Raw genomic sequence first — 19,283 nt, 5'->3', positions numbered from 1 at the left:
GGCGAGTGTATTCCGGACGAAAAGGATGTCGTACGTGCTCACCCGGCGGTATGGACGGCAGGGCACGAGTGTTGCCCCTGCACCGCGCTCAGCCCCGGCCGTTGGCCACCCATTCTTCGCGGGTCAACGCGTACTCGACCTCACCGTGTTCCGTGCCTGGCAATGGATCGTCGAAGTGCAGGTGGAAGGTGCGGACGTACTTCAGCCCGGACCGCTCCATCACCCGCCGCGACGGAGTGTTCACCGCCATCGTCTGCGCCCACACCCGCCGCGTGCCGAGCTCGGTGAATCCTTTGTGGATCGCCGCCCGGGAGCCTTCCGTCGCATACCCGCGACCCCAGGCCTTCGCCCGCAGCCGGTAGCCGAGTTCCAGCTCCGTCGTACTGCCGTCTTCCGGCGGCTGCAAGGAAATCCAGCCGATGAACTCGCCGGTCGCCTTTTCGATCGCCGCCCATCGCCCGGCTGGTCCGCGTTCGTAATCGGCGAGAATTCCGGGCAGCACCTTTTGTTCGATCTCGGCGCGAGGCGTCGGCTCGCCGGTGAGAAACCGCATCACTTGCGGGTCGCTGTCGAGCTGCACCAGATTGTCTAAGTCGGATTCGGTGAACCGCCGCAGCAGCAACCGATCCGTCTCCAGAACTATCACCCGACCACCAATCCGGCCGCCGCCGCGATCCGGTCGCGAGATTCCAGCAGCCTGGTCCTGAGCTTCGGCACATCCACTCCCAGCAACCGGCCGTCCCGCTTGACCGCCTTGCCCCCGACGAAGACGCTGTCGACCACGCCTGGATGCGCAGCTGTGACCACTGTGGACACCGCGTCGTTGACCGGGAACACCGACAGATCCTCCGCGTCGATGAGCACCAGATCCGCGTTTTTCCCGACACTGATACTGCCCGCCCGGTCACCACGCCCGCAGGTACGGGCACCGTCCACAGTGGCGAACTCGAGCAGGTCGCGCGCGACAAGACCGCCGTCGAGACCGCGCTGCGCGGCAAACGCCGTACGCATAGCCGAAAACATGTCGCCCCCTACAGACGGACAGTCGTCAATGGACAATGATGGCCGGATCCCAGCCGCCAGCAACCGTCCGGTATCCGGCCATCCCATCCCCATCTTCAGCTCGACGTCCGGGCTGACCGTCACCGAACAGCCCGCGTCCGCGAGGATCGCCAGCTGTGCGTCGGTGAGACCGTTGCCGTGAACTATCGTCGTCCGGTCGTCAAGCAGTTTTCGTTCGCGCATTTCGGGAATCGAGTCACCGGCCGCGCGGTGGATGTGCACGCTCACCCTGAGGCCGAGTTCCCGCGCCAACGCGACGTCGGCGGCCGTCGTGTCCATTGTGGTCAGCATCGGCCCACGCAACCCGAAGGCCATTTCGTCGCCGGTTAGCCGCTTCCGCACGCGGACGGTGTCGGCTGGGTCCATCGCGCTGTAGCAAAAGATGGATCTCCCAGGAGCCTCCTGGAGCGCGTCGATCGCCGCGTCGGCGTGCTCCGGCCGGTCGGAGCAGTGGAACCAGTCGAGCATCGTCGTCACGCCCGAGTTCAGCGCTTCGAGCCGCCCCAGCAGGTTGCCGAGATACACGTCCTCCGGCAGGTAGTGGGGCCGGAGCCGTTCGTGCATGACCTCGCGGTATTCGGCGAACGTCCAGTCCGCGCCGAGCCCGCGGAACGCCGTCTGCCAGGTGTGCCGATGGGTGTCCACGAATCCCGGCAGGACGATCTTGCCCGAGGCGTCCACGACCTGGGCGTCGGCCTGGATCGAGGGCCCGACCGCCGCGATCCGCCCGTCCTCGATGAGCACGTCCCCGCGCGGGAGATCCCCGATCGCCGGGTCAAGACTGACCACGGTCCCGTTCTGGAGCAATGTCCGCATGAACCCTCCCCAAAGTTGATACATCAACTCTAGAGCCGCTGGAGTTGATGAGTCAACTCCCCGGGTACGCTTCCGGTTCATGACCCCCGACGACTGGGAGCTGTGGAACGCCTGGGTGCACGCACAACGCCTGCTCACCCGCGAACTGGATCGCGGACTGCAGCGTGACTGCGGCATCTCGAAGGCCGAGTTCAGTGTCTTGGTGACCCTCTGGCGCACGCCCGGCCACGAAACGCGCGTCGCCGACCTGGTCGAGGCGCTCGGCTGGGAGAAGAGCCGGGTCTCGCACCAGCTGACGCGGATGGAGTCGCGCGACCTGGTCGCCCCGACCCGCAGCGGCCCCAGCGGACGGCGCACCGGAATCGCCCTCACCGCACATGGCCGCTCGGTCATCCAGGAGGCGTTGGTGGTGCACGGCAGCAACATTCGCCGCCATTTCCTCGACGAATTGACCCCCGACCAGGCCGACACCATCCGATCATGGGCCGAAGAGACCATCGCGCGAATCGAGCCAGCCGGCTGACCGGACGCTACCGTGTTCCGAAGATGACTACAGGTATCCGAAAGGTTGATGCCGGATGAGCGACGCATCGGGCAAAGCAGCGTCGCCGGCCGCGGACCGGACGCTGACCGTGCTGGAAGCCCTAGCGCGGGCCGAGGAGCCGCTGACGCTGACCGCCCTCGCGAAGACCGCCGGGGTGCCGCTCGCCACCTGCGCGTCGATCGCGTACACGCTGGAGCAGCGGGGGTATGCCGTGCGGCGAGTTGTCGGCCGAAGCCACTTCTGGCGTCCCACCCTGCGGCTTTACGGTTTGGCCATCGAACTGGTGCGAAAGGTCGACCTGCCTTCCCTCGTTCAAGCCGACCTGCGACGTCTTGCGGAGAGCCTAGGGATGCCCGCGCATGTGGGGATCTTGGAGGACGCTTCGGTGGTTTATGTCGCCAAGGCATCCACGCCTGGGTTCGTCCAGTTCGACACTTATCGGGGGAAGGTCGCGCCGTTCGATCTGACCGCCCTGGGTCGGGCTATCGCGGCGCATCTTCCGGAGGCTGAGCTGAAGCCGTTGCTGTCTCGCCTTTCGCGCGGGGTTGGGCCCAAGGCTGCGGCTCCGGATGCGGGTCGGTTTCTGGCGTTGCTGGCGAAGGTGCGGGCGGATGGGTATGCGATTGAGAGCGAGGAGGAGCAAGCTGAGATCGCCTGCCTCGCTGCGCCGTTCTTCGACGCCGAGGGGGCTGTGGCGGGGGCCGTTGGAGTGACGGGGTTTGCGCGGCAGTTGGTTGGAGAGAAGAGGAAGGCCGCGGTGCGTGGGGTGGTGCAGGTTGGACAGGAGGTCTCACGGCGGTTGGGGTTTGCGGTGTGACGGCACCCGTTAGCGTTGACCGCACAGGCCAGTCGCTTGCGCCGAGCTAGCTGTCATCACAGCTCTCGCATGAACTTATTCTCGGCGACCAAGCGATCGATGCACGTCAAAACGTCCCCGCCGAGCTCGCCGAACGCATCATCGAACCCGCCAAACCAGTGGCCATTCCTTCCGAGCAAAAGGACCAGATATCCATTACTGGCCTCCCCGACCGGGACCAGGGCTGTTTTCGCGCGATCAGCGTAGCTCGCAACCCACCTTGGGTCGAAGCTCTCGAGCACGCGGGCCGCGGAGAACCGCATCTCATCTGGAAATCCGCTGCTCCTCTTCCATTGCATGCTAATACCCGAATACTCCCGAAGAAAACTAGCGGCAGCAGGGAACACCTCCAGGCCAGCCTCGGCCAAGGAACGCAAATCCTCCGAGTTGTCCACATCGCGACCGGGGGTCCAGCCAGCTTTTCGCAATAATTTGATCGACGGTCGCTCGTTCATTTGTCTCCATACAGCCAACGCGCGCAATTTTCACAAGGCGGTCTCAGTATTCCATTGTTCGTCTGGACGGATACAACTTCCAGATTCTCGAGCTTAGCACCATGCGAAATTGCAGCCGAGCATGCCGCCACCTCTCCGCAGTTCCGCACCTGCCACGGTTCGCGACTCTCTCCCGGCAGCCGTTCAGCGAGTTCACGAGGAACGAACACCTTGGGGTTTCCACTTGTACCAATCCATACCTGACCAGTCGTCCGATCCACTGCCGCCGTTGTCACCCGGGGCGTCGCACTCCTGGAGAGCCCTAATCCCACTAGCTCCGACGCAGCGGCCCGCCGATTCCAGTGCGCCTGGCACCTCAGCCGCTGCTTTTCCAACCTTGCCAATTCCGGTCAAGCTGACTATGGGTGCGAGGGTCGGCGTTGCCGGTCCGCTTGTCGCGGGGCAAGCGGAACTCAGCCAATCGTCGGTCTACGTTTATGCCGTAACCGCGGGCAAACTCGAATCCCGTGCGTCAGGCGCGGTCGTCGGCAGCGATCTGGCCGACCTCACGCTCTCCCCGACGGCAAGACCATCTACACCGCCTCCGGATCGCGCGACGCGGTCGAAGCCTTCAACAGCAAGGACCTCACCCGCGCCGGCGCTTATCACACCGGGCAGTACCCGAATTCCGTCGCCGCGTCGCCGGACGGCACATACCTCGCGGGCGGTGTCCGCAACCCGCGCGAAGACGTTTACGTCTACAAGGTGGGCGGCAGCGCGCCGCTGGGAACCTTGGATGCGACAAGCGACGGCGTCCTCGCCCCACGAGGACTCGCCTGGACGTCGGACAGCGAGCGGCTTTTCGCCATCACTCGCCCCGCCAACGGAACGGAGCCTGCGTTGCGCGTGTTGCGGGATCCTGTTGACCGGTAAGTCCGCACCACCACGGCCCGGCCGCATCTACGGCCGGGCCGCTTCTTGTCGCCACGCCAACGGCATTGCGTCTCCCTCCCCGATCGACTATCTTCCTGAATCAGGAAGACTTCTACGAAATACCGGAAGATAGGCCAACCGGAGTATCGGGGAGACGTCGTGGGCGCACTGTTGCGCTGGGCGGAGGCCGACCGCGCCGTGGTGCGCGGGGTGCTTTCCGAGGCGCTCGTTCTGGTGTCCATCGGCGCGACCGAGCAGCATGGGCCGCACTTGCCTACTGGGACCGATGGCTTTCTCGCGGCTGCGGTGTGCGAGCGGGCGGCCGAGTTGGCGGCACCGCGGGCTGGGCGGGCGTTGTTGCTCGCGCCGACCATTCCGTACGGGGCTTCCGATCATCATCTGCCCTTCAACGGGACACTTTCGCTGTCGCCGCAGACCTTGTTGCATGTGCTCGACGACCTCGCCCGGTCGATCGCGGTGCAGGGTGGGCGGCGGCTGGTCATCGTCAACGGGCACGGGGGCAACGTCGGCGTCTGTCATGCGTTCGCTGGTGCGGCGTCGACTCGGCACGGGCTTGCGGTGGCGCACACTGATTACTGGCGGGTCCTTGAGCCGGAGGACATCGTGCCTGGGCATGCTGGTGAGTTCGAGACGTCGATGATGATGGCGGTTCGCGGGGAGCTGGTGCAAGAACCGGCGGCGAGGGAGTTGCCCGCAACAATCAGGGTGTCTGATGTGGACATTCATTCCGAGCGGGTTTGGCTGAGTATCGACGGGTATACCGACCGGCCTGAATTGGCTGCCTTGGATCGGGGCAGGCGGTGGTTCGAGAGGATCGCCAGCGGGCTCGCGGATCGGTTCGTCGAGCTGGCGGAGGTGTTGTGAAGCCATGATCGTGGACGTGCACACTCATACTCCCACCCACCAGGCCGCGGTGCCGGAGGACGAGCGGCGCGTTTACGAAGGGTGGCGGACCGACCGGGCTGTGGTCACTACGAATTCTTGGGCGGATTACGACAAAGCTACCGAGGTCGCCGATCTGTCGATTGTGTTCAACATTGCTGTTGAGGAGCCGGAAGAGGCGACTGGGCTGCCGTATCGGGCGGAGGATACCAATACTGCTACTGCGGCGTTTGTGACGGCTGACCCCGGGAGGCGGATCGGGTTTATGTCGGTCAATCCCACTGCGGCCGACGTGTTCGACGAGGCTGATCGGTGCCGGGAGCTCGGGCTGGTCGGGGTGAAGCTCGGGCCCAATTATCAGAATTTCGATCCGCTGGGTCCGAAAGCGTTGGAGTTCTACGGTTACTGCGAGCGGCATGGGTTGCCGATCTTGTTTCATCAGGGTGCGTCGCCGATCCGGCAGGCACCGTTGCGGTACACGTATCCGCTGGTCACCGACGAGGTTGCGCTGCAGTTCCCGGAGCTCCAGATCGTCATGGCGCACATGGGCCATCCCTGGGGACGCGAGACTGTGGTGACCATCCGCAAGCATCCGCACGTGTATGCGGACGTGTCTTCGATTTACCTCCGGCCTTGGGTCTGTTACGAATCACTGCTCGCGGCGCAGGAGTGGGGCGTGCCGCACAAGCTGTTGCTTGGTTCGGACTTTCCGATCGCCACCACCGCGGAGGCGATCGCCGGGATCCGGCGGGTCAACGACATCGTCGCGGGCACCGCGTTGCCGAAGATCTCGCCCGAACTGATCGAGGGAATCATTCACGCGGACGCGGTCGCCGCGCTCGGCCTTCAGAAGGGGATTCGATGACGCCTATTCGCGGAGTGTCTCCCGTTCTCGAGGTGCCTTTCACCGACGACGGCGACATCGATGTTTCCGGCTTCCGGCGGGTTATCCGGCAGGTGCTCGGGACCGGGGTCGGCAGTGTGATGTTTCCTGGGTTCGCCTCGGAGTTCTACAAGTTGGCCGAGGACGAGCGGCACACGCTGACCGAGGTGTTGCTGGCGGAGACGAACCCGCGGGCGGATGTCCTGGCCATTGTCGCGGTTCAGGACCATGCGACGCGGCTGGCGATGCAGCGGGCCAAGGAAGTCGTGGCCGCGGGGGCGGACCTGATCAATCTTCTGCCGCCGCATTATCTGCAACCGTCCCGGAAAGCGCTGGTCAAGCACATCCGGGAGGTGCTTGACGCGGTCGCGCCGACTCCGGTGGTGTTGCAGTACGCGCCCGAGGAGACCGGGACCAGTCTTGACGCGGATGTGCTGCGCAAGATCGCCGCCAAGCATGCCAATCTGCAGCTGGTCAAGGTCGAATCCAGCCCGCCGGGACCGTTGATCGCCGAGCTGGCCGCCGGGGATCCGCCGATACCGGCGGTCGAGGGGTATGCGGGCGTGCAGTTGCCGGACGCGATCCGGCGCGGGGCGGTCGGGACGCAGCCGGGGTGTTCGTTCACCGAGATCTACGTCGAGATCTGGCGGCGGTTCGAGGACGGCGACGAAGCGGGCGGCGACGAGTTGCATCGGCGGCTGCTGCCCTACATTTCCTACTGGATGCTGGACACCGAGCGGATTATCGCGGCGGAGAAACTGATTTCCGTACGCCGTGGGTTCTTCGGCAGTCCGTACTGTCGCGCGCCCGCGCATCGGCTCGACGCTGAGGACATCCGGATGATCGACCGGTTTCTCGCCGAGTTCCGCGAGTTTCTGTGAACACCGTCGACGACCTCGAGGTCACCGCGATCAGTCCGGTCGTCCGGCCGGAACTGGTCGTCGCCGGGGCTCGCGGGACGCATGACCGTTCCGACTTCCTGCTGGTCCGGGTGACCACTTCGGACGGTGCGACCGGGCTGGGCGAAGTCAGTGCGACGCTCCAGTGGAGCGGCGAGGACGCTGGCACGGCGGAGTATCTCATCAAGAAGGCACTTGCCCCGGCGATCCTCGGCCGGCTGCTCGTTCCGGTCGCTGATCTTGAGCGGCGCATGGACGAGGCAGTGGCCGGTGCGCCGTTCACCAAAGCCGGGATTTCGACGGCGCTGTGGGACGCGTACGCGCGCATGCTTGAAGTCCCGCTCGCGGTGGCGCTCGGGGGTCCATTAAGGACTGAGGTGCCGGTGAAATGTTCGCTCAGCGGCAGCGGGCGACGGCTCCATGACGTCTACCACGCAGCGTTCGCGGCCGGATTTCGCAGTTATAAGCTCAAGGTTGGCTTCGATCCCGAAGACGACGCGCGTCGGCTCGCGGAGGCACGGAAGCTTGTCGGAGCAGACACGTTCCTCGGGCTGGACGCGAACGGTGGCTACCGGCTCGGGGACGCTGCCCGGGCGATTCAGTTGATGCGCGACCAGGGTCCGGCGTTTCTCGAACAGCCGGTGGCACCTGGCGATCTGGCTGGGATGCGGGAGTTGCGCGGGCGCGGGTTGTCCATTGTGGCCGATGAAAGCGTGTTCGGCACGGAAGACCTCGTGTCGGTGATCCGGGCCGAAGCGGCGGACGCGGTCAGCCTGTACATCGGCAAAGCGGGCGGGCCGGGCCGAGTGGTGGCGATGGCGCAGCTCGCGAACGCGTTCGGGCTCGACGTCGTGCTTGGTTCCAATGGGGAGCTTGGCATTGGCGCGGCGGCCCAGCTCCACGCGGCGTGTGCCGCACCTGGGCTGTCGGCCCGGATTCCGTCTGACATCATCGGCGCGCATTACTACGAGCGCGACATCCTCAAGACGCCGTTGAACAGCGACGGCCAGACCGTGCGGCTCGGCGACGCGCCCGGCCTCGGCGTCGAGGTGGCCGACGATATCGCCGCCGGGTTCAGGAGCGTCCGGTGAACCGGTCGAGGACATTCGCCGTGATTGCGGAGACGCCGTCGTCTACCAGCACGGCGGACGTCCAGGCGATCGATCCGACGGAGAACACCTCGCCGCCGCTGGCCGTGGTGTAGCAAGCGATTTCACCACCGCCGTCGCCAGGATTCAGACCGCGGGCGAGTACGTGAGTCCCGTGTGGACTGTGCGGGCCGGTCTTGTCGGTTTCGTGTCCGGAAGCGCCGCCTGGACACCGTTCGTGCAGGCTTCGGACGCCGAACAGATCTCCCTTGTCCAAGCCGGTGCCGCGGAAAGCCCAGTGGCTGGGGTCGACGACCTCGTATGGTGCTCCGGTCATTGCGCCTGCGCTGGTGAACACGACGCCGAACAGCTCCGACGTCGGCCGGAACGTGCGGTGCATCCGGCTCTCATACGCACCGGACTCGACGGCCTGGGTGCGGAAGCGCAGTGCGTCCGAAGAGAACACCACTTCGCAGTCCGCGACGTTGCCGCCGAAGTTGGCCAGTTTTCCGCCGCGGTCATCCACCCAGGAATAGACCGCGGAGTACATCTCGCGGGACCAATACTCCGGATGTGTGCTCAGGACCAACGTGCGGTAGCTGTCCAACGGCAGAGTGCCGTCGTGCAGGTGCGCGTCGGAGTAGAGGTCGTACTCGTAGCCGTTGCGTTCCAGCCAGCTGAGCAGCCGCCATTCCGCGGCGGCCAGGTGACACGGTTGCCTGCCGCGGATCGGGTCCTCCGGCTGGGCGTCGGCGCTGAGCTGGTTCAGCGGTTCCGGGCGTTCAAAGGAGAGCGGCGGGTACGCGTCGTCGGGCAGGGCGTGTTCGCTGAAGCTTGATTCCAGGTAGCGGGGCATTTCCAAGCGGGGCACCAAAACTGGCGCGGACGGGAGACCGGAGGCGTTGATGTAATTGCTGCGGCCGCCGAAATTGTTGTAGGCGTTCCAGGTGTTCGTGGACGCGACGACGGCGATCGGCGCGGTCGGCTGGCGTGGCGCGACTACCCAGGGAAACGAAAACCGGGCCCCGGATTCGCCTTCGACGTGGAAGTAGTACAGGCCGCTGCGGTCGGGAGCCGTGACGTACTGGCGGTGGGACGGATCGACGTATCCTTTTTCGTTGAACCGCACGCCGGTTTGCGTGTAGTCGCCATCGGGAGTGACCTGAACGGTGGCGCGCGGCGCGTGTTCGTCGAACCAGCCGATCAGCGCGGTCTCCTCGGCCACCGCGCCGTATCGCCACAGGCTCAGGCGGTACGGCTCGGGGCTGTGGATCCGGAATTCGCCTTCGTCGCCGCTGCGGGCCCATTTCGGCCACAGGTAACCGAAAATCTGGTCGGACAGCAGCCGGAACTGGTGCGGTTCGGCTCCGAGCGCGAGGTCGACGTGTTTGGCGCCGTAGCCGTCCTTGGCGAGGGTGACGCGGTAGTTGCCGGGCGGAACGTCGGCGTGGATCGCTCCGGTCGCGGTGGAGCGGGCGGTCCAGTGCGCATCGCCGGCGTTGATCTCGACCGCGACATCGGGCAGCGCGAGATAGCGTTCGTCGCTGACGTATCCCAGCAAGGTCATACTGTCGCGGCTTTCGGTTCAACGGCCGGTTCCGGCAACGGTTGCCCGGCGCGTTCGGGCAACAGCAGCATCGCGATCGCGCTGAGCAGGCAACCGGCGATGACGTAGATGCCGACGCCCCACACCGCGCCGGTCGCGCCGACCAGCAACGCGCTGAGGTACGGCGCGAATCCGCCGCCGAGCACCGCAGTCAGCTGATATCCCAGGTTGACGCCGGTGACACGCGAGCGAGTGTCGAACAGTTCGGACAGAATCGTCTGGGACAGCGCGGACATCGCCATCACGAACACCGAGAAGCCGAGCACCATCGCGACCGCCACGAGGATCGGGTTCTTCGTCTCGAACAACCAGAACACCGGGAAGATCACCACGGCCAGCCCGATGCAGCCGCCGAGGAACACCGGTTTCCGGCCGATCCGGTCGGACAACGCACCCCACGTCGGCGCGAGAACGATCTGCGCGCCGGCGGCGACCATGGTCGCGGTGAGCGCCACGGACGCGGGCATTCCGAGATCCTTTTTGACATACGACGCGCCGTAGGTGGTGATGACGTAGCCGCCGATGCTGTTGGCGAAACCGAACAGAACGCCGTAGATCAAATTGCGTGGCCGGCGCAGCACAGCGACCAGCGGAATGCGCGCGCCGGCGTCCTTCTTGCGTGCGCGTTCGAAGTCCGGCGTTTCGCCTACGCGCATCCGGATGATCAAGCCCGCGACCAGCAGCACGAAGCTGAGCAGGAACGGGATCCGCCAGCCCCAGGCAAGGAAATCCCGGTCGGGAAGCGTCGCGAACAACGCCATCAGCCCGGAGGAAATGAGCAGCGCGACGCCTGCCCCGGAAAGGAGCAGGGCCCCGTAGAGACCGCGTTTGCGCGGCGGGGCGTGCTCGACGGCCAGCGAGATCGCGCCGCCCATTTCGCCGCCGGTCGAAAAGCCCTGCAGCAGCCGCAGGATCACCAGCAGAATCGGGGCCGCGACGCCGATCTGGCGGTATCCGGGAAGCGCCCCGATGAGAATCGTGGCGATCCCCATCAGCACGATGGTGAGGATCAAGGCCTTCTTGCGGCCGAACCGGTCCGCGATGTGCCCGATCACGATGCCGCCGACCGGGCGCAGCACGAACCCGACGGCGAAGGTGGCGAACGACGACAGCTGTCCGGTGAGCGGGTCCTCGGACGGGAAGAACACGGCCGGGAACACGACGGCGGCGGCCAGGCCGAACAGGTAATAGTCGTAGTACTCGAGCAGCGTGCCGATGCTGGAAGCCAGCACCGCGGACCGGCGCGCCGAGCGTGCCGGGGCCGAGCCTGCCGAGCCGGAGCGGTCTGCGCCCATGTCGCCCGCACCTCCTGATCCGATGGTGGACCAAGGCCGGTCGACCTCGACCCCAGCGCCCCCGAATCCCGCATTTTCGAAATACCGTAGATGCGTCTTCTATTTCGGAAAGATTAGTCTATGCTGGCGGCGTCGGACAAGGGGAATCTCGGGGCGGGCCGGCGGGTTTCTTCTCGTGCGCGCGGGCCGCCGAGCCGTGGAGGGGTCGTCCATGACGTTGAGCCGTCGTCGTCTTTTGCAGTTGTCCGCGGTCGCGGCGGGCGCGGCCGTCGCCGGGACCGGAACCGTTGCCCACGCAGCGGAAAAGGAGCCGGATTGGGCCAGGTTGCGCAGGCGGCTGCGCGGCGCGCTGCTGCAGCGGAACGACGCCGGCTACGCGGAAATCCGCCCGCCGTTCAACCTGCTCTACGACGATCGCTATCCGCCGGCGATCGCCCGGTGCGCCGACGCCGACGACGTCCGGAAGTGCCTCGAGTTCGCCGCGGAAAACAGCGTCAAGTTCGCGGTCCGCAGCGGCGGGCACAGTTACGTCGCCTATTCCACTCCGGGCAACGGATTGGTCGCGGACCTCAAGCTGATGAACCGCGTCGAGGTCCGCCGGAACGGCACCGCCGTCGTGGGTGCGGGCACGCGGTTGCTCGACGTCTATCACGCACTCGCCGCCGAAGGACGCGCGTTGCCGGGCGGCACGTGCGGTTCGGTCGGCATCGCCGGGCTCGCGCTCGGCGGCGGGATCGGCGTCCTGATGCGGAAGTACGGACTCACCTGCGACCACCTGGAAGGCGCGAAAGTCGTGACGCCGCGCGACTTCCGGGTGCATTCGGTCGACCCGGGCTCGGACCTCGGCTGGGCGCTCACCGGCGGTGGCGGCGGGAATTTCGGGGTCACCACGGAGTTCACCTTCCGCACGGTTCCCGCGCCGCCGCGGGTCACCGTGTTCGTGGTGAACTTCCCCGAGGGCTCCGGCACCGACGTCTACGGGGCCTGGCAGGACTGGATCACCGCCGCGCCAAGGGAATTCTGGTCGAACATCTCGGTGCTCGGCGGCCCGAACCCGGCGGCGGGCGTCCCGGGCTGCCTCCTCGGCGGCGAACAGCAGGCCCGCGAACTCATCGCCGATCTGGAACGCCGGGCCGGGGTCAAGGGCACGGTCAGCGGTTTCCAGGAGACGGACTACCTGGGTGCGATGGATTTCTGGTCCGGAAGCCTGGAGCGTCGCCGGTTCATGGCCGCTTCCCGGGTGCTGGCGAAGAAGGCCGATCCGGCGCGGCTGAGCGCGCTCGTCACCGGCGAGACCAAGGTCGCGCTGGAGATCAACCCGCTCGACGCGGCGGTCTCCGACGTGCGGCCCACCGACACCGCGTTCGCCCACCGCGGGGTTTTCGGCGACGTGCAGGTCTACCTCAGCGCCGCCCCGGACGTCGACCGGGAGACCGCGAAGCACGAGGTGAACGACGTTCAGGCACGGCTGGCGGAGATCGCCACCGGCGGCGCGTACGTCAACTACATCAACGACGACCAGCAAGACTGGGCCACCGCGTACTACGGGGTGAACCTTCCGGCGCTCCGGGCGGCAGCGGCGAAGTACGACCCGAGCGGGGTGCTCGCGTTCGAGCAGGGTCTCTCGCCGCGCCCGGTGTGAAAGCCGGTCTGCGGCCGGCGCAGGACTCCGGCCGCAGACCGGCGGGCTACGCGGCGACCTGCAGAATCCAGGTGACGCCGAAGCGGTCCCGGAGCATCCCGAACGCCGGGGCCCACTGCGACGGGCCGAACGCCTCGACGACCGTCGCGTCCTCGGACAGCTTCTTCCAGAACTCGCCGACCTCGACGGAATCGCCGCTGACGGACAGGAAGAATTTCTCCGTGGTGATGGTCATCCCGTTCTCTCGGGTGGTCTCGCCGACCGGGGCGGCGGTCGCGACGCCCGGCACGTCGTAAGCCATCACCTGGAACCCGTTCTCGCCCGTCACCTGACCGAACACCACGCGGTCCGCGCCGGGTGCGTCCTGGGGCATGCCGAAGTCGCCGTACGTGGCGATCCGGAGTTCCCCGCCGAACACCGACCGGTAAAACTCGAGCGCCTCCCTGGCCTCGCCCCGGAAGTTCAAGTGGGCGACGGCGTGCACTGCCATGATTTCGACTCCTCGATTCCCGCGCCGGACTCGTTCCCGCGCTGGAACCGAGACTCGCAGCAGTAGCGGTCAGGCAGTGACCGCTACTTCCGGCATGATCGAAACCATGCGAAAGGTGACCGACGCCGAGCGGCGTGACCGGATCGGGCTGCGGCACGCGTTGGCGACCGCCGCGTCCGGAGTGGAGGCCGCCGTCCGCGCGGTCACGTGCTTGCACGCGACTGAGGCCAGCAGCATCTATCTGTCCGCGTACGCCCGGTCCCGCGCCGACCGCGAGTCCATTTCGGACGCTCTGTTCGGCAAGCGGACGGTGGTGCGGCAGTTGGCGATGCGCCGGACCGTCTTCGCGTTTCCGGTCGATTTGCTCGCCGCCGCAAGGGGAAGTGCGTCGGCCCGAGTTGCGAAGCAGATGACCGCACGGCTGGCCAAAGACGCCGAACTCGCCGGAATCGACGACGGTCCGGCGTGGGTCGTCGACCGGTGCGCCGAGGCATTGCAGGCGATCCGCGAAGAACCCGGCACGACCGCACAGTTGCGTGATCGCATTCCCTTGCTGAACGCGCGGATCGCCGCCGAGGGACGGCCTGCGGTGCTCGCCCCGGTCGGCTCCCGGGTGCTTTCCGTGCTGGCGTCGAGCGGTTCGGTAGTCCGCGGGGACAACGCCGGACGCTGGCAGGTCTCGCGTCCAGTGTGGACGGTGGTCGAACAGTGGCTCGGCGAGGATCCAGGCGTCCTGGACGAACGCGAGGGCTACCAGGAACTGGTGCGGCGCTGGCTGTGGTCGTTCGGGCCGGGGACCGAGGACGACCTGGTGTGGTGGCTCGGCGCGACGAAAACCGCGGTCCGCCGGGCGCTGGACGACGTCGGCGCGACGCCCGCCCTGCTGGAGGACGACACCCCGGCGTGGCTGCACCCCGACGATGCCGAGGAGGTCCGCCTCGACCAGGACTGGGCGGCCCTTCTCCCGACCCTCGACCCGACGACGATGGGCTGGCGCCGCCGCGACTTCTACCTCGGCGACCACGGCCCGCACCTTTTCGACGGCGCGGGCAACGCCGGTCCGACCGCGTGGTGGAACGGGCGGATCGTCGGGACCTGGACGCAGCAGCCGGACGGGACGGTGACGGTCGTCCCGATCGAACCGTTGTCCCTCGCTGCCGCGGCGGCGTTGGAAGAGGAAGCCGCGAAACTCACCGCCTGGTTCGACGGTGAGGTGGTCGCGACCGGTTACGTGCCGCCGATGGTTCAGGGACGGATTAGCCGCGGCGGCGGAGCTTCGGGTCGGTAAGCGCCGGCGGAACGTACGACACGTCGATCGGACCCACGTCGGCGCCCGGCGCGACGATCTCGTCGATCCGGTCCAGGACATCGTCGTCCAGCCGGGTCTCGGCACCCGCCAGCAGGTCGTCGAGCTGCGGCAACGTCCGGGGGCCGAGGATCGCGGACGTCACGGCGGGATGGTTGACCGCGAACGCCAGCGCCAGATGCGTCAGCGAAAGCCCGGCTTCGTCGGCCACCTGAGCGAACTGCTCGACCGCCGCGTGCTTGCGCTCGTCGCTCATGTGCCGCGGCACGAACCGCAGCTGCGCTTCCCGGAGCCGCTCGCCGCCGGGCCGATAGCGGCCGGTCAGCAGTCCCATCGCGAGCGGGCTCCACACCAGGACCCCCATGCCGTACCGGTCGCACACCGGCAGGATTTCGCTCTCGATCCCGCGGTTGAGCAGCGAATACGTCGGCTGCTCGGTCCGCAGCCGGGCCAGCCCCGCGCGTTGCGCCACCCACTGGGCTTCGACGATCTCGGACGCCGGGAAGTTCGAGGACCCGACTGCGCGCACCTTGCCGCTGCGCACCAGATCGGTGAGCGCGGAGAGGGTTTCTTCCAGATCGGTGTCCGGGTCGGGTGATGAAGCTGGTACAGGTCGAGGTGGTCGGTTCGCAAGCGCCGCAACGACTGTTCCACCTCCGCGACGATCCAGCGCCGCGAACTCCCGCCGCGACCCGGGCCCATCGAGCCGTTGACTTTCGTGGCCACGACCACGTCGTCGCGGCGGCCCTTCAACGCCGCGCCGAGGATTTCCTCGGACTCCCCACCGGGCCCGTAAACGTCAGCGGTGTCCACGAAATTGATCCCCGCGTCGAGCGCCCGGTGCACCATCCGGACGCACTCGCCGTGATCGGGGTTGCCGATCTGCCCGAACTTCATCGTGCCGAGGCAGTAGGCGCTGACCTTGATCCCGGTCCGCCCCAAAAGCCGCATTTGCATGTGCCGGTTTCCTTTCCTGAGCAAGGTCACCGTGGCAGGGGAAGCGGCCAGGCGGTGTCCGCTACTGCGGGAAGTCTGGGAAAGTGCTCGGGTGACCGACGCCGTGCGGCCGCCCCTGCTCCGACGAGGAGACCGGGTCCGGCTCGTCTCCCCCGCCAGCTGGCCCACCGAAGAACTGCTCGCGGAATCCGTGCGGACGCTGGAAAGCTGGGGCCTCACCGTCGAGGTCGGCGAGCACGCCCTCGACCGGCACGGTTACCTCGCCGGTCTCGACGAGGACCGGCTCGCCGATCTCAACGCCGCCTACCGCGATCCCGGCGTGCGCGCGGTCATCGCGACCCGCGGCGGGGCCGGGGCGTACCGGATCGCCGACGGGATCGATTTCGCCGCCGTCCGGGCGGATCCCAAGCCGCTCATGGGGTTCAGCGACATCACCAACCTGCACCTCGCGCTCTGGCGGCACTGCCGGATCGCCGGGATCCACGGTTTCCTCGCCGGTGCGCGCTCCGCCGAATCGACCCGGCGGCTGCTGTTCGAGACCGAGCCCACGACGCTGCACCGGGATCCGGACGCGCTCACCGCCGCGGTCTCGTTCCCCGGCACCGCCACCGGGAACCTGGTCGGCGGACATCTCGGCACCGTCATCGGGTTCATCGGAGCCGGACTGCCCAGTCTCGACGGCGCGATCCTGTTCCTCGAAGCCCCGCGCGCGATCGGGCTCGGCCAGGTCGACCGGCAGCTGACGCACCTCATGCGGTCCGGTTCGCTGCGCGGTCTGCGCGGGGTCGCGCTCGGCCGGTTCCCCGGGTTCGAGGACTACACCGACCGCGGCTGGACCGTGCTGGACGTGCTGCGCGACCGGCTCGGCACGCTGGACGTCCCGGTACTCGGCGGCATCGATGTCGGCCACGGCGACGACCCGTTGTCGATCCCGCTCGGACCAGTCGCGAAGATCGACGGGGACACGCTCGCCGTCGGGCCCGCAGTCAGTTAAGCGCCCCAGCTGAGGTGCCGGTAGTGCAGCCCGTTCTTCGACTCCTGCCACTCGCCGACCGTGTCCGGTTCCCGGCCGATCTCCGGCGCGTAGACGTCGCCCTCGAAGGACTCCCGGAGTTCGGTCACCTCGATCCGGTCGGCGAACGGCAGCGACTCCTGGTAAATCCGCGCGCCGCCCATCACCCAGACGTCGCCTTCAGCGGCCGCAAACGCTTGCTCCAGGTCAGGGAACGTCTCCGCGCCCTCCTGCGGCGTGCGGGAGACCACGAGGTTCCGTCGCCCGGGCAACGGCCGGACGCGGTCGGGCAGCGACTCCCACGTGCGGCGTCCCATGAGCACCGTCGCGCCCGCGGTCACCGTGCGGAAGTGCTTCATGTCCTCCGGGATGTGCCACGGCAACGCGTTGTCGCGCCCGATGACGCGGTTCGCCGCCTGCGCCCAGATGAGTCCGATCATCAGACGGCCACCGGAGCCTTGATGCCGGGGTGCGGGTCGTAGCCCTCCAGCGAGATGTCCTCGTAGCGGTAGTCGAACAGGCTCTCCGCCGGCTTCAGGCTCAGCGTCGGGAACGGCCGCGCGTCCCGGGAAAGCTGCTTGCGCACCTGGTCCACGTGGTTGTCGTAGATGTGGCAGTCGCCGCCGGTCCAGATGAAATCGCCGACGCGCAGACCGACCTGGTCGGCGATCATGTGCGTCAGCAGGGCGTAGCTCGCGATGTTGAACGGCACGCCGAGGAACAGGTCCGCGCTGCGCTGGTACAGCTGGCAGGACAGTTCGCCGTTGGCGACGTAGAACTGGAAGAACGCGTGGCATGGCGGCAGCGCCATCTGCGGGATGTCGCCGACGTTCCAGGCCGACACGATGATCCGCCGGGAGTCCGGGTTCTCGCGCAGAGTACGCAGGACATCGCTGATCTGGTCGACGTGCCCGCCGTCGGGGGTCGGCCAGGACCGCCACTGCACGCCGTACACCGGGCCGAGGTCGCCGTCCGGGGCCGCCCATTCGTCCCAGATCGTGACGCCGTGGTCACGCAGCCAAGTGACGTTCGAGTCGCCGCGCAGGAACCACAGCAGTTCGTACGCGATGGACCGGAAGTGCACCTTTTTGGTGGTGATCAGCGGGAATCCGTCGGCCAGCCGGTAGCGCAGCTGGTGCCCGAAAATCGACCGCGTGCCCGTACCGGTGCGGTCGCCCTTCGCGGCTCCGGTGTCGAGCACGTGCTGAAGCAGGTCTTCGTACTGCGTGTCCGGCATGTCTGCGGATGGTAGTCGAGCCAGCGCCGTGTCAGCGGGATATCAGCCGCCGCGGTGACGCTGGTCGCACCACCACCGAGAGGGGACCCGAAGATGACCCGCCCGCCCGGCCTGCCGCTCGAACGCGACGCAGGCCCGTTCGCCCCGCCGTCCGCCATCACCCGGCTGCGGGAGACCCGGCCGGTGAGCCCGCTGAAGTTCCCGGACGGGCACGACGGCTGGCTGGTCACCGGCTACGACGCGGTCCGCCAGGCGCTCGCCGACCCGCGGTTCAGCTCGCGCCAGGACCTCGGCGCGGTGCACGTGCCCTACGAAACGCCGAGCATGCCCGAGGCGCAGCAGGAGTTCGATCCGTCGCCGCAGGTGCCCGGCCTGTTCATCACGATGGACCCGCCGGACCACACCCGGCTGCGCCGGAAGCTCACCGGCGCGTTCACCGTCAACCGGATGAAACAGCTCGAGGAGCACATCGCCGAAATCGCGCAGCGGCAGCTCGATCATCTCGCCGAATGCCCGCGGCCTGCCGATCTGGTGCAGGAATTCGCGCTTCCGGTTCCTTCGCTGGTGATTTGCGAAATGCTGGGCGTCCCGTATTCCGACCGGGAGACGTTCCAGAAGAACTCCACGCAGATGATGCTCCGGGACCAGAGCATCGAGGACAAAATGGCTGCCTGGACGGCGCTCACTTCATACCTCGGAAAGCTGGCGGCCGACAAGCGCGCGGACCCCGGGGCCGACATCCTGTCCGACCTGGCCCGCGACGACGACCTGAGCATCGAGGAACTGGTCGGCATCGGCTTCCTGCTGCTGCTCGCCGGGCACGAAACCACGGCGAACATGCTGGCGCTCGGCACTTTCGCGCTGCTGGAAAATCCCGGGCAAATGGCCGCACTGCGCGCCGACCCGGATCTGATTCCGGGCGCGGTCGAGGAACTGCTGCGCTATCTGGCGGTGGTCGACGTTCTGTTCCGTTACGCGTCCGAAGACCTCGAACTCGGCGGCGAAAAGATCAGCAAGGGATCGACCGTCCTCATTTCGATGCTGGCCGCCAACCGCGATCCTTCGCGTTTTCCCGAAGGCGACGAGCTCGACGTCAAACGGAATGCGCGCACGCATGTGTCGTTCGGCCACGGCGTGCACCAATGCCTCGGACAGCAGCTCGCCCGGATCGAAATGCGCGCGGGATTCGCCGGGCTGCTGCACCGCTTCCCGACGCTCGCCCTCGCCGTCCCGCCGGAGGAGGTGCCGCTGCGGACCGGCATGAACATCTACGGCGTTCACGAACTGCCCGTGACCTGGTGACACCTGTCGTCAACGTAT

Annotated in this window: 18 protein-coding genes and 1 pseudogene; 10 read left to right on the top strand and 9 right to left on the bottom strand. The window is 67.2% G+C overall.

The features are described 5' to 3' along the window. Positions 1-88 precede the first annotated feature (88 nt). On the bottom strand, positions 89-646 hold the full coding sequence (locus FKO37_RS11500) for a GNAT family N-acetyltransferase (RefSeq protein WP_037816924.1): 558 nt from the start codon (positions 644-646) through the stop codon (positions 89-91). Next, positions 643-1,878, bottom strand: coding sequence for an amidohydrolase family protein (locus FKO37_RS11495; RefSeq protein WP_238604453.1), 1,236 nt, complete (start codon positions 1,876-1,878; stop codon positions 643-645). The genes FKO37_RS11500 and FKO37_RS11495 overlap by 4 nt, the downstream gene beginning before the upstream one ends. Before the next feature lie 79 nt (positions 1,879-1,957). On the opposite strand from FKO37_RS11495, the gene FKO37_RS11490 reads away from it, so the two are divergent. Beyond that, the gene (locus tag FKO37_RS11490; protein ID WP_238604452.1) at positions 1,958-2,401 is read left to right on the top strand and encodes a MarR family winged helix-turn-helix transcriptional regulator; all 444 of its coding nucleotides are present in this window, start codon (positions 1,958-1,960) and stop codon (positions 2,399-2,401) included. 55 nt (positions 2,402-2,456) lie between these two features. Continuing rightward, on the top strand, positions 2,457-3,239 hold the full coding sequence (locus FKO37_RS11485; protein ID WP_238604451.1) for an IclR family transcriptional regulator: 783 nt from the start codon (positions 2,457-2,459) through the stop codon (positions 3,237-3,239). A 56-nt stretch (positions 3,240-3,295) separates the two neighbouring features. Here the strand turns inward: FKO37_RS11485 and FKO37_RS11480 are convergent, their stop codons facing one another. Beyond that, positions 3,296-3,733 carry an SUKH-3 domain-containing protein gene (locus FKO37_RS11480; RefSeq protein WP_238604450.1) on the bottom strand — a complete coding sequence of 146 codons (438 nt, stop codon included), beginning with the start codon at positions 3,731-3,733 and terminating at the stop codon, positions 3,296-3,298. A gap of 1,071 nt (positions 3,734-4,804) precedes the next feature. On the opposite strand from FKO37_RS11480, the gene FKO37_RS11475 reads away from it, so the two are divergent. The 4 genes from FKO37_RS11475 to FKO37_RS11460 are packed head-to-tail and all read left to right on the top strand — an operon-like array spanning position 4,805 to position 8,421. After that, a complete protein-coding gene (locus tag FKO37_RS11475; RefSeq protein WP_238604449.1) occupies positions 4,805-5,530 on the top strand; it encodes a creatininase family protein in 726 nt (241 codons plus the stop codon). Positions 5,531-5,534: 4 nt separating this feature from the next. Further along, positions 5,535-6,413 (top strand): amidohydrolase family protein, encoded by an 879-nt coding sequence (locus FKO37_RS11470; protein ID WP_238604448.1) that lies wholly within the window; start codon positions 5,535-5,537, stop codon positions 6,411-6,413. Further along, positions 6,410-7,312 carry a dihydrodipicolinate synthase family protein gene (locus FKO37_RS11465; protein WP_238604447.1) on the top strand — a complete coding sequence of 301 codons (903 nt, stop codon included), beginning with the start codon at positions 6,410-6,412 and terminating at the stop codon, positions 7,310-7,312. The genes FKO37_RS11470 and FKO37_RS11465 overlap by 4 nt, the downstream gene beginning before the upstream one ends. Further along, positions 7,309-8,421, top strand: coding sequence for an enolase C-terminal domain-like protein (locus FKO37_RS11460; protein ID WP_308196522.1), 1,113 nt, complete (start codon positions 7,309-7,311; stop codon positions 8,419-8,421). Before FKO37_RS11465 ends, FKO37_RS11460 begins: the two co-directional genes overlap by 4 nt. Here the strand turns inward: FKO37_RS11460 and FKO37_RS11455 are convergent. Next, complete coding sequence (locus FKO37_RS11455) at positions 8,405-9,985, bottom strand: carboxypeptidase-like regulatory domain-containing protein (RefSeq protein ID WP_238604445.1); 1,581 nt, start codon at positions 9,983-9,985, stop codon at positions 8,405-8,407. The two genes, FKO37_RS11460 and FKO37_RS11455, sit on opposite strands and share 17 nt — an antisense overlap. Beyond that, a complete protein-coding gene (locus tag FKO37_RS11450; protein ID WP_238604444.1) occupies positions 9,982-11,319 on the bottom strand; it encodes an MFS transporter in 1,338 nt (445 codons plus the stop codon). The genes FKO37_RS11455 and FKO37_RS11450 overlap by 4 nt, the downstream gene beginning before the upstream one ends. Positions 11,320-11,530: 211 nt before the next feature. Between FKO37_RS11450 and FKO37_RS11445 the strand changes: the two genes are divergently transcribed. Beyond that, a complete protein-coding gene (locus FKO37_RS11445; RefSeq protein WP_238604443.1) occupies positions 11,531-12,961 on the top strand; it encodes an FAD-binding oxidoreductase in 1,431 nt (476 codons plus the stop codon). A 46-nt stretch (positions 12,962-13,007) separates the two neighbouring features. Here FKO37_RS11445 and FKO37_RS11440 read toward each other — a convergent pair whose 3' ends face one another. Next, positions 13,008-13,451, bottom strand: a complete 444-nt coding sequence (locus FKO37_RS11440; protein WP_238604442.1) for a VOC family protein — start codon at positions 13,449-13,451, stop codon at positions 13,008-13,010. Positions 13,452-13,557: 106 nt separating this feature from the next. Between FKO37_RS11440 and FKO37_RS11435 the strand changes: the two genes are divergently transcribed. Then, positions 13,558-14,739: a winged helix DNA-binding domain-containing protein gene (locus FKO37_RS11435; protein ID WP_238604441.1), complete on the top strand. Its 1,182-nt coding sequence runs from the start codon at positions 13,558-13,560 to the stop codon at positions 14,737-14,739. On the opposite strand, the pseudogene FKO37_RS11430 reads toward FKO37_RS11435, so the two are convergent. After that, positions 14,708-15,714: pseudogene (locus tag FKO37_RS11430) on the bottom strand (aldo/keto reductase). The gene FKO37_RS11435 and the pseudogene FKO37_RS11430 overlap by 32 nt on opposite strands. A 91-nt stretch (positions 15,715-15,805) precedes the next feature. Here FKO37_RS11430 and FKO37_RS11425 point away from each other — a divergent pair. Continuing rightward, positions 15,806-16,708 (top strand): LD-carboxypeptidase, encoded by a 903-nt coding sequence (locus tag FKO37_RS11425; protein WP_238604440.1) that lies wholly within the window; start codon positions 15,806-15,808, stop codon positions 16,706-16,708. On the opposite strand, the gene FKO37_RS11420 is transcribed toward FKO37_RS11425, so the two are convergent. Both FKO37_RS11420 and FKO37_RS11415 read right to left on the bottom strand, forming a co-directional pair. Then, on the bottom strand, positions 16,705-17,166 hold the full coding sequence (locus tag FKO37_RS11420; protein WP_238604439.1) for a dihydrofolate reductase: 462 nt from the start codon (positions 17,164-17,166) through the stop codon (positions 16,705-16,707). The genes FKO37_RS11425 and FKO37_RS11420 overlap by 4 nt on opposite strands. Then, positions 17,166-17,963, bottom strand: a complete 798-nt coding sequence (locus FKO37_RS11415) for a thymidylate synthase (protein ID WP_238604438.1) — start codon at positions 17,961-17,963, stop codon at positions 17,166-17,168. The genes FKO37_RS11420 and FKO37_RS11415 overlap by 1 nt, the downstream gene beginning before the upstream one ends. A 93-nt stretch (positions 17,964-18,056) precedes the next feature. On the opposite strand from FKO37_RS11415, the gene FKO37_RS11410 reads away from it, so the two are divergent. Continuing rightward, positions 18,057-19,265, top strand: a complete 1,209-nt coding sequence (locus tag FKO37_RS11410) for a cytochrome P450 (protein ID WP_238604437.1) — start codon at positions 18,057-18,059, stop codon at positions 19,263-19,265. Positions 19,266-19,283: the final 18 nt, after the last annotated feature.

It is taken from the genome of Amycolatopsis sp. Poz14 (assembly GCF_006704225.1).
Taxonomy (GTDB): Bacteria; Actinomycetota; Actinomycetes; order Mycobacteriales; family Pseudonocardiaceae; genus Amycolatopsis; species Amycolatopsis nivea.
The sequence above is the reverse complement of the archived record's forward strand: the minus strand, read 5'-3'. Positions and strand labels throughout refer to the sequence as shown.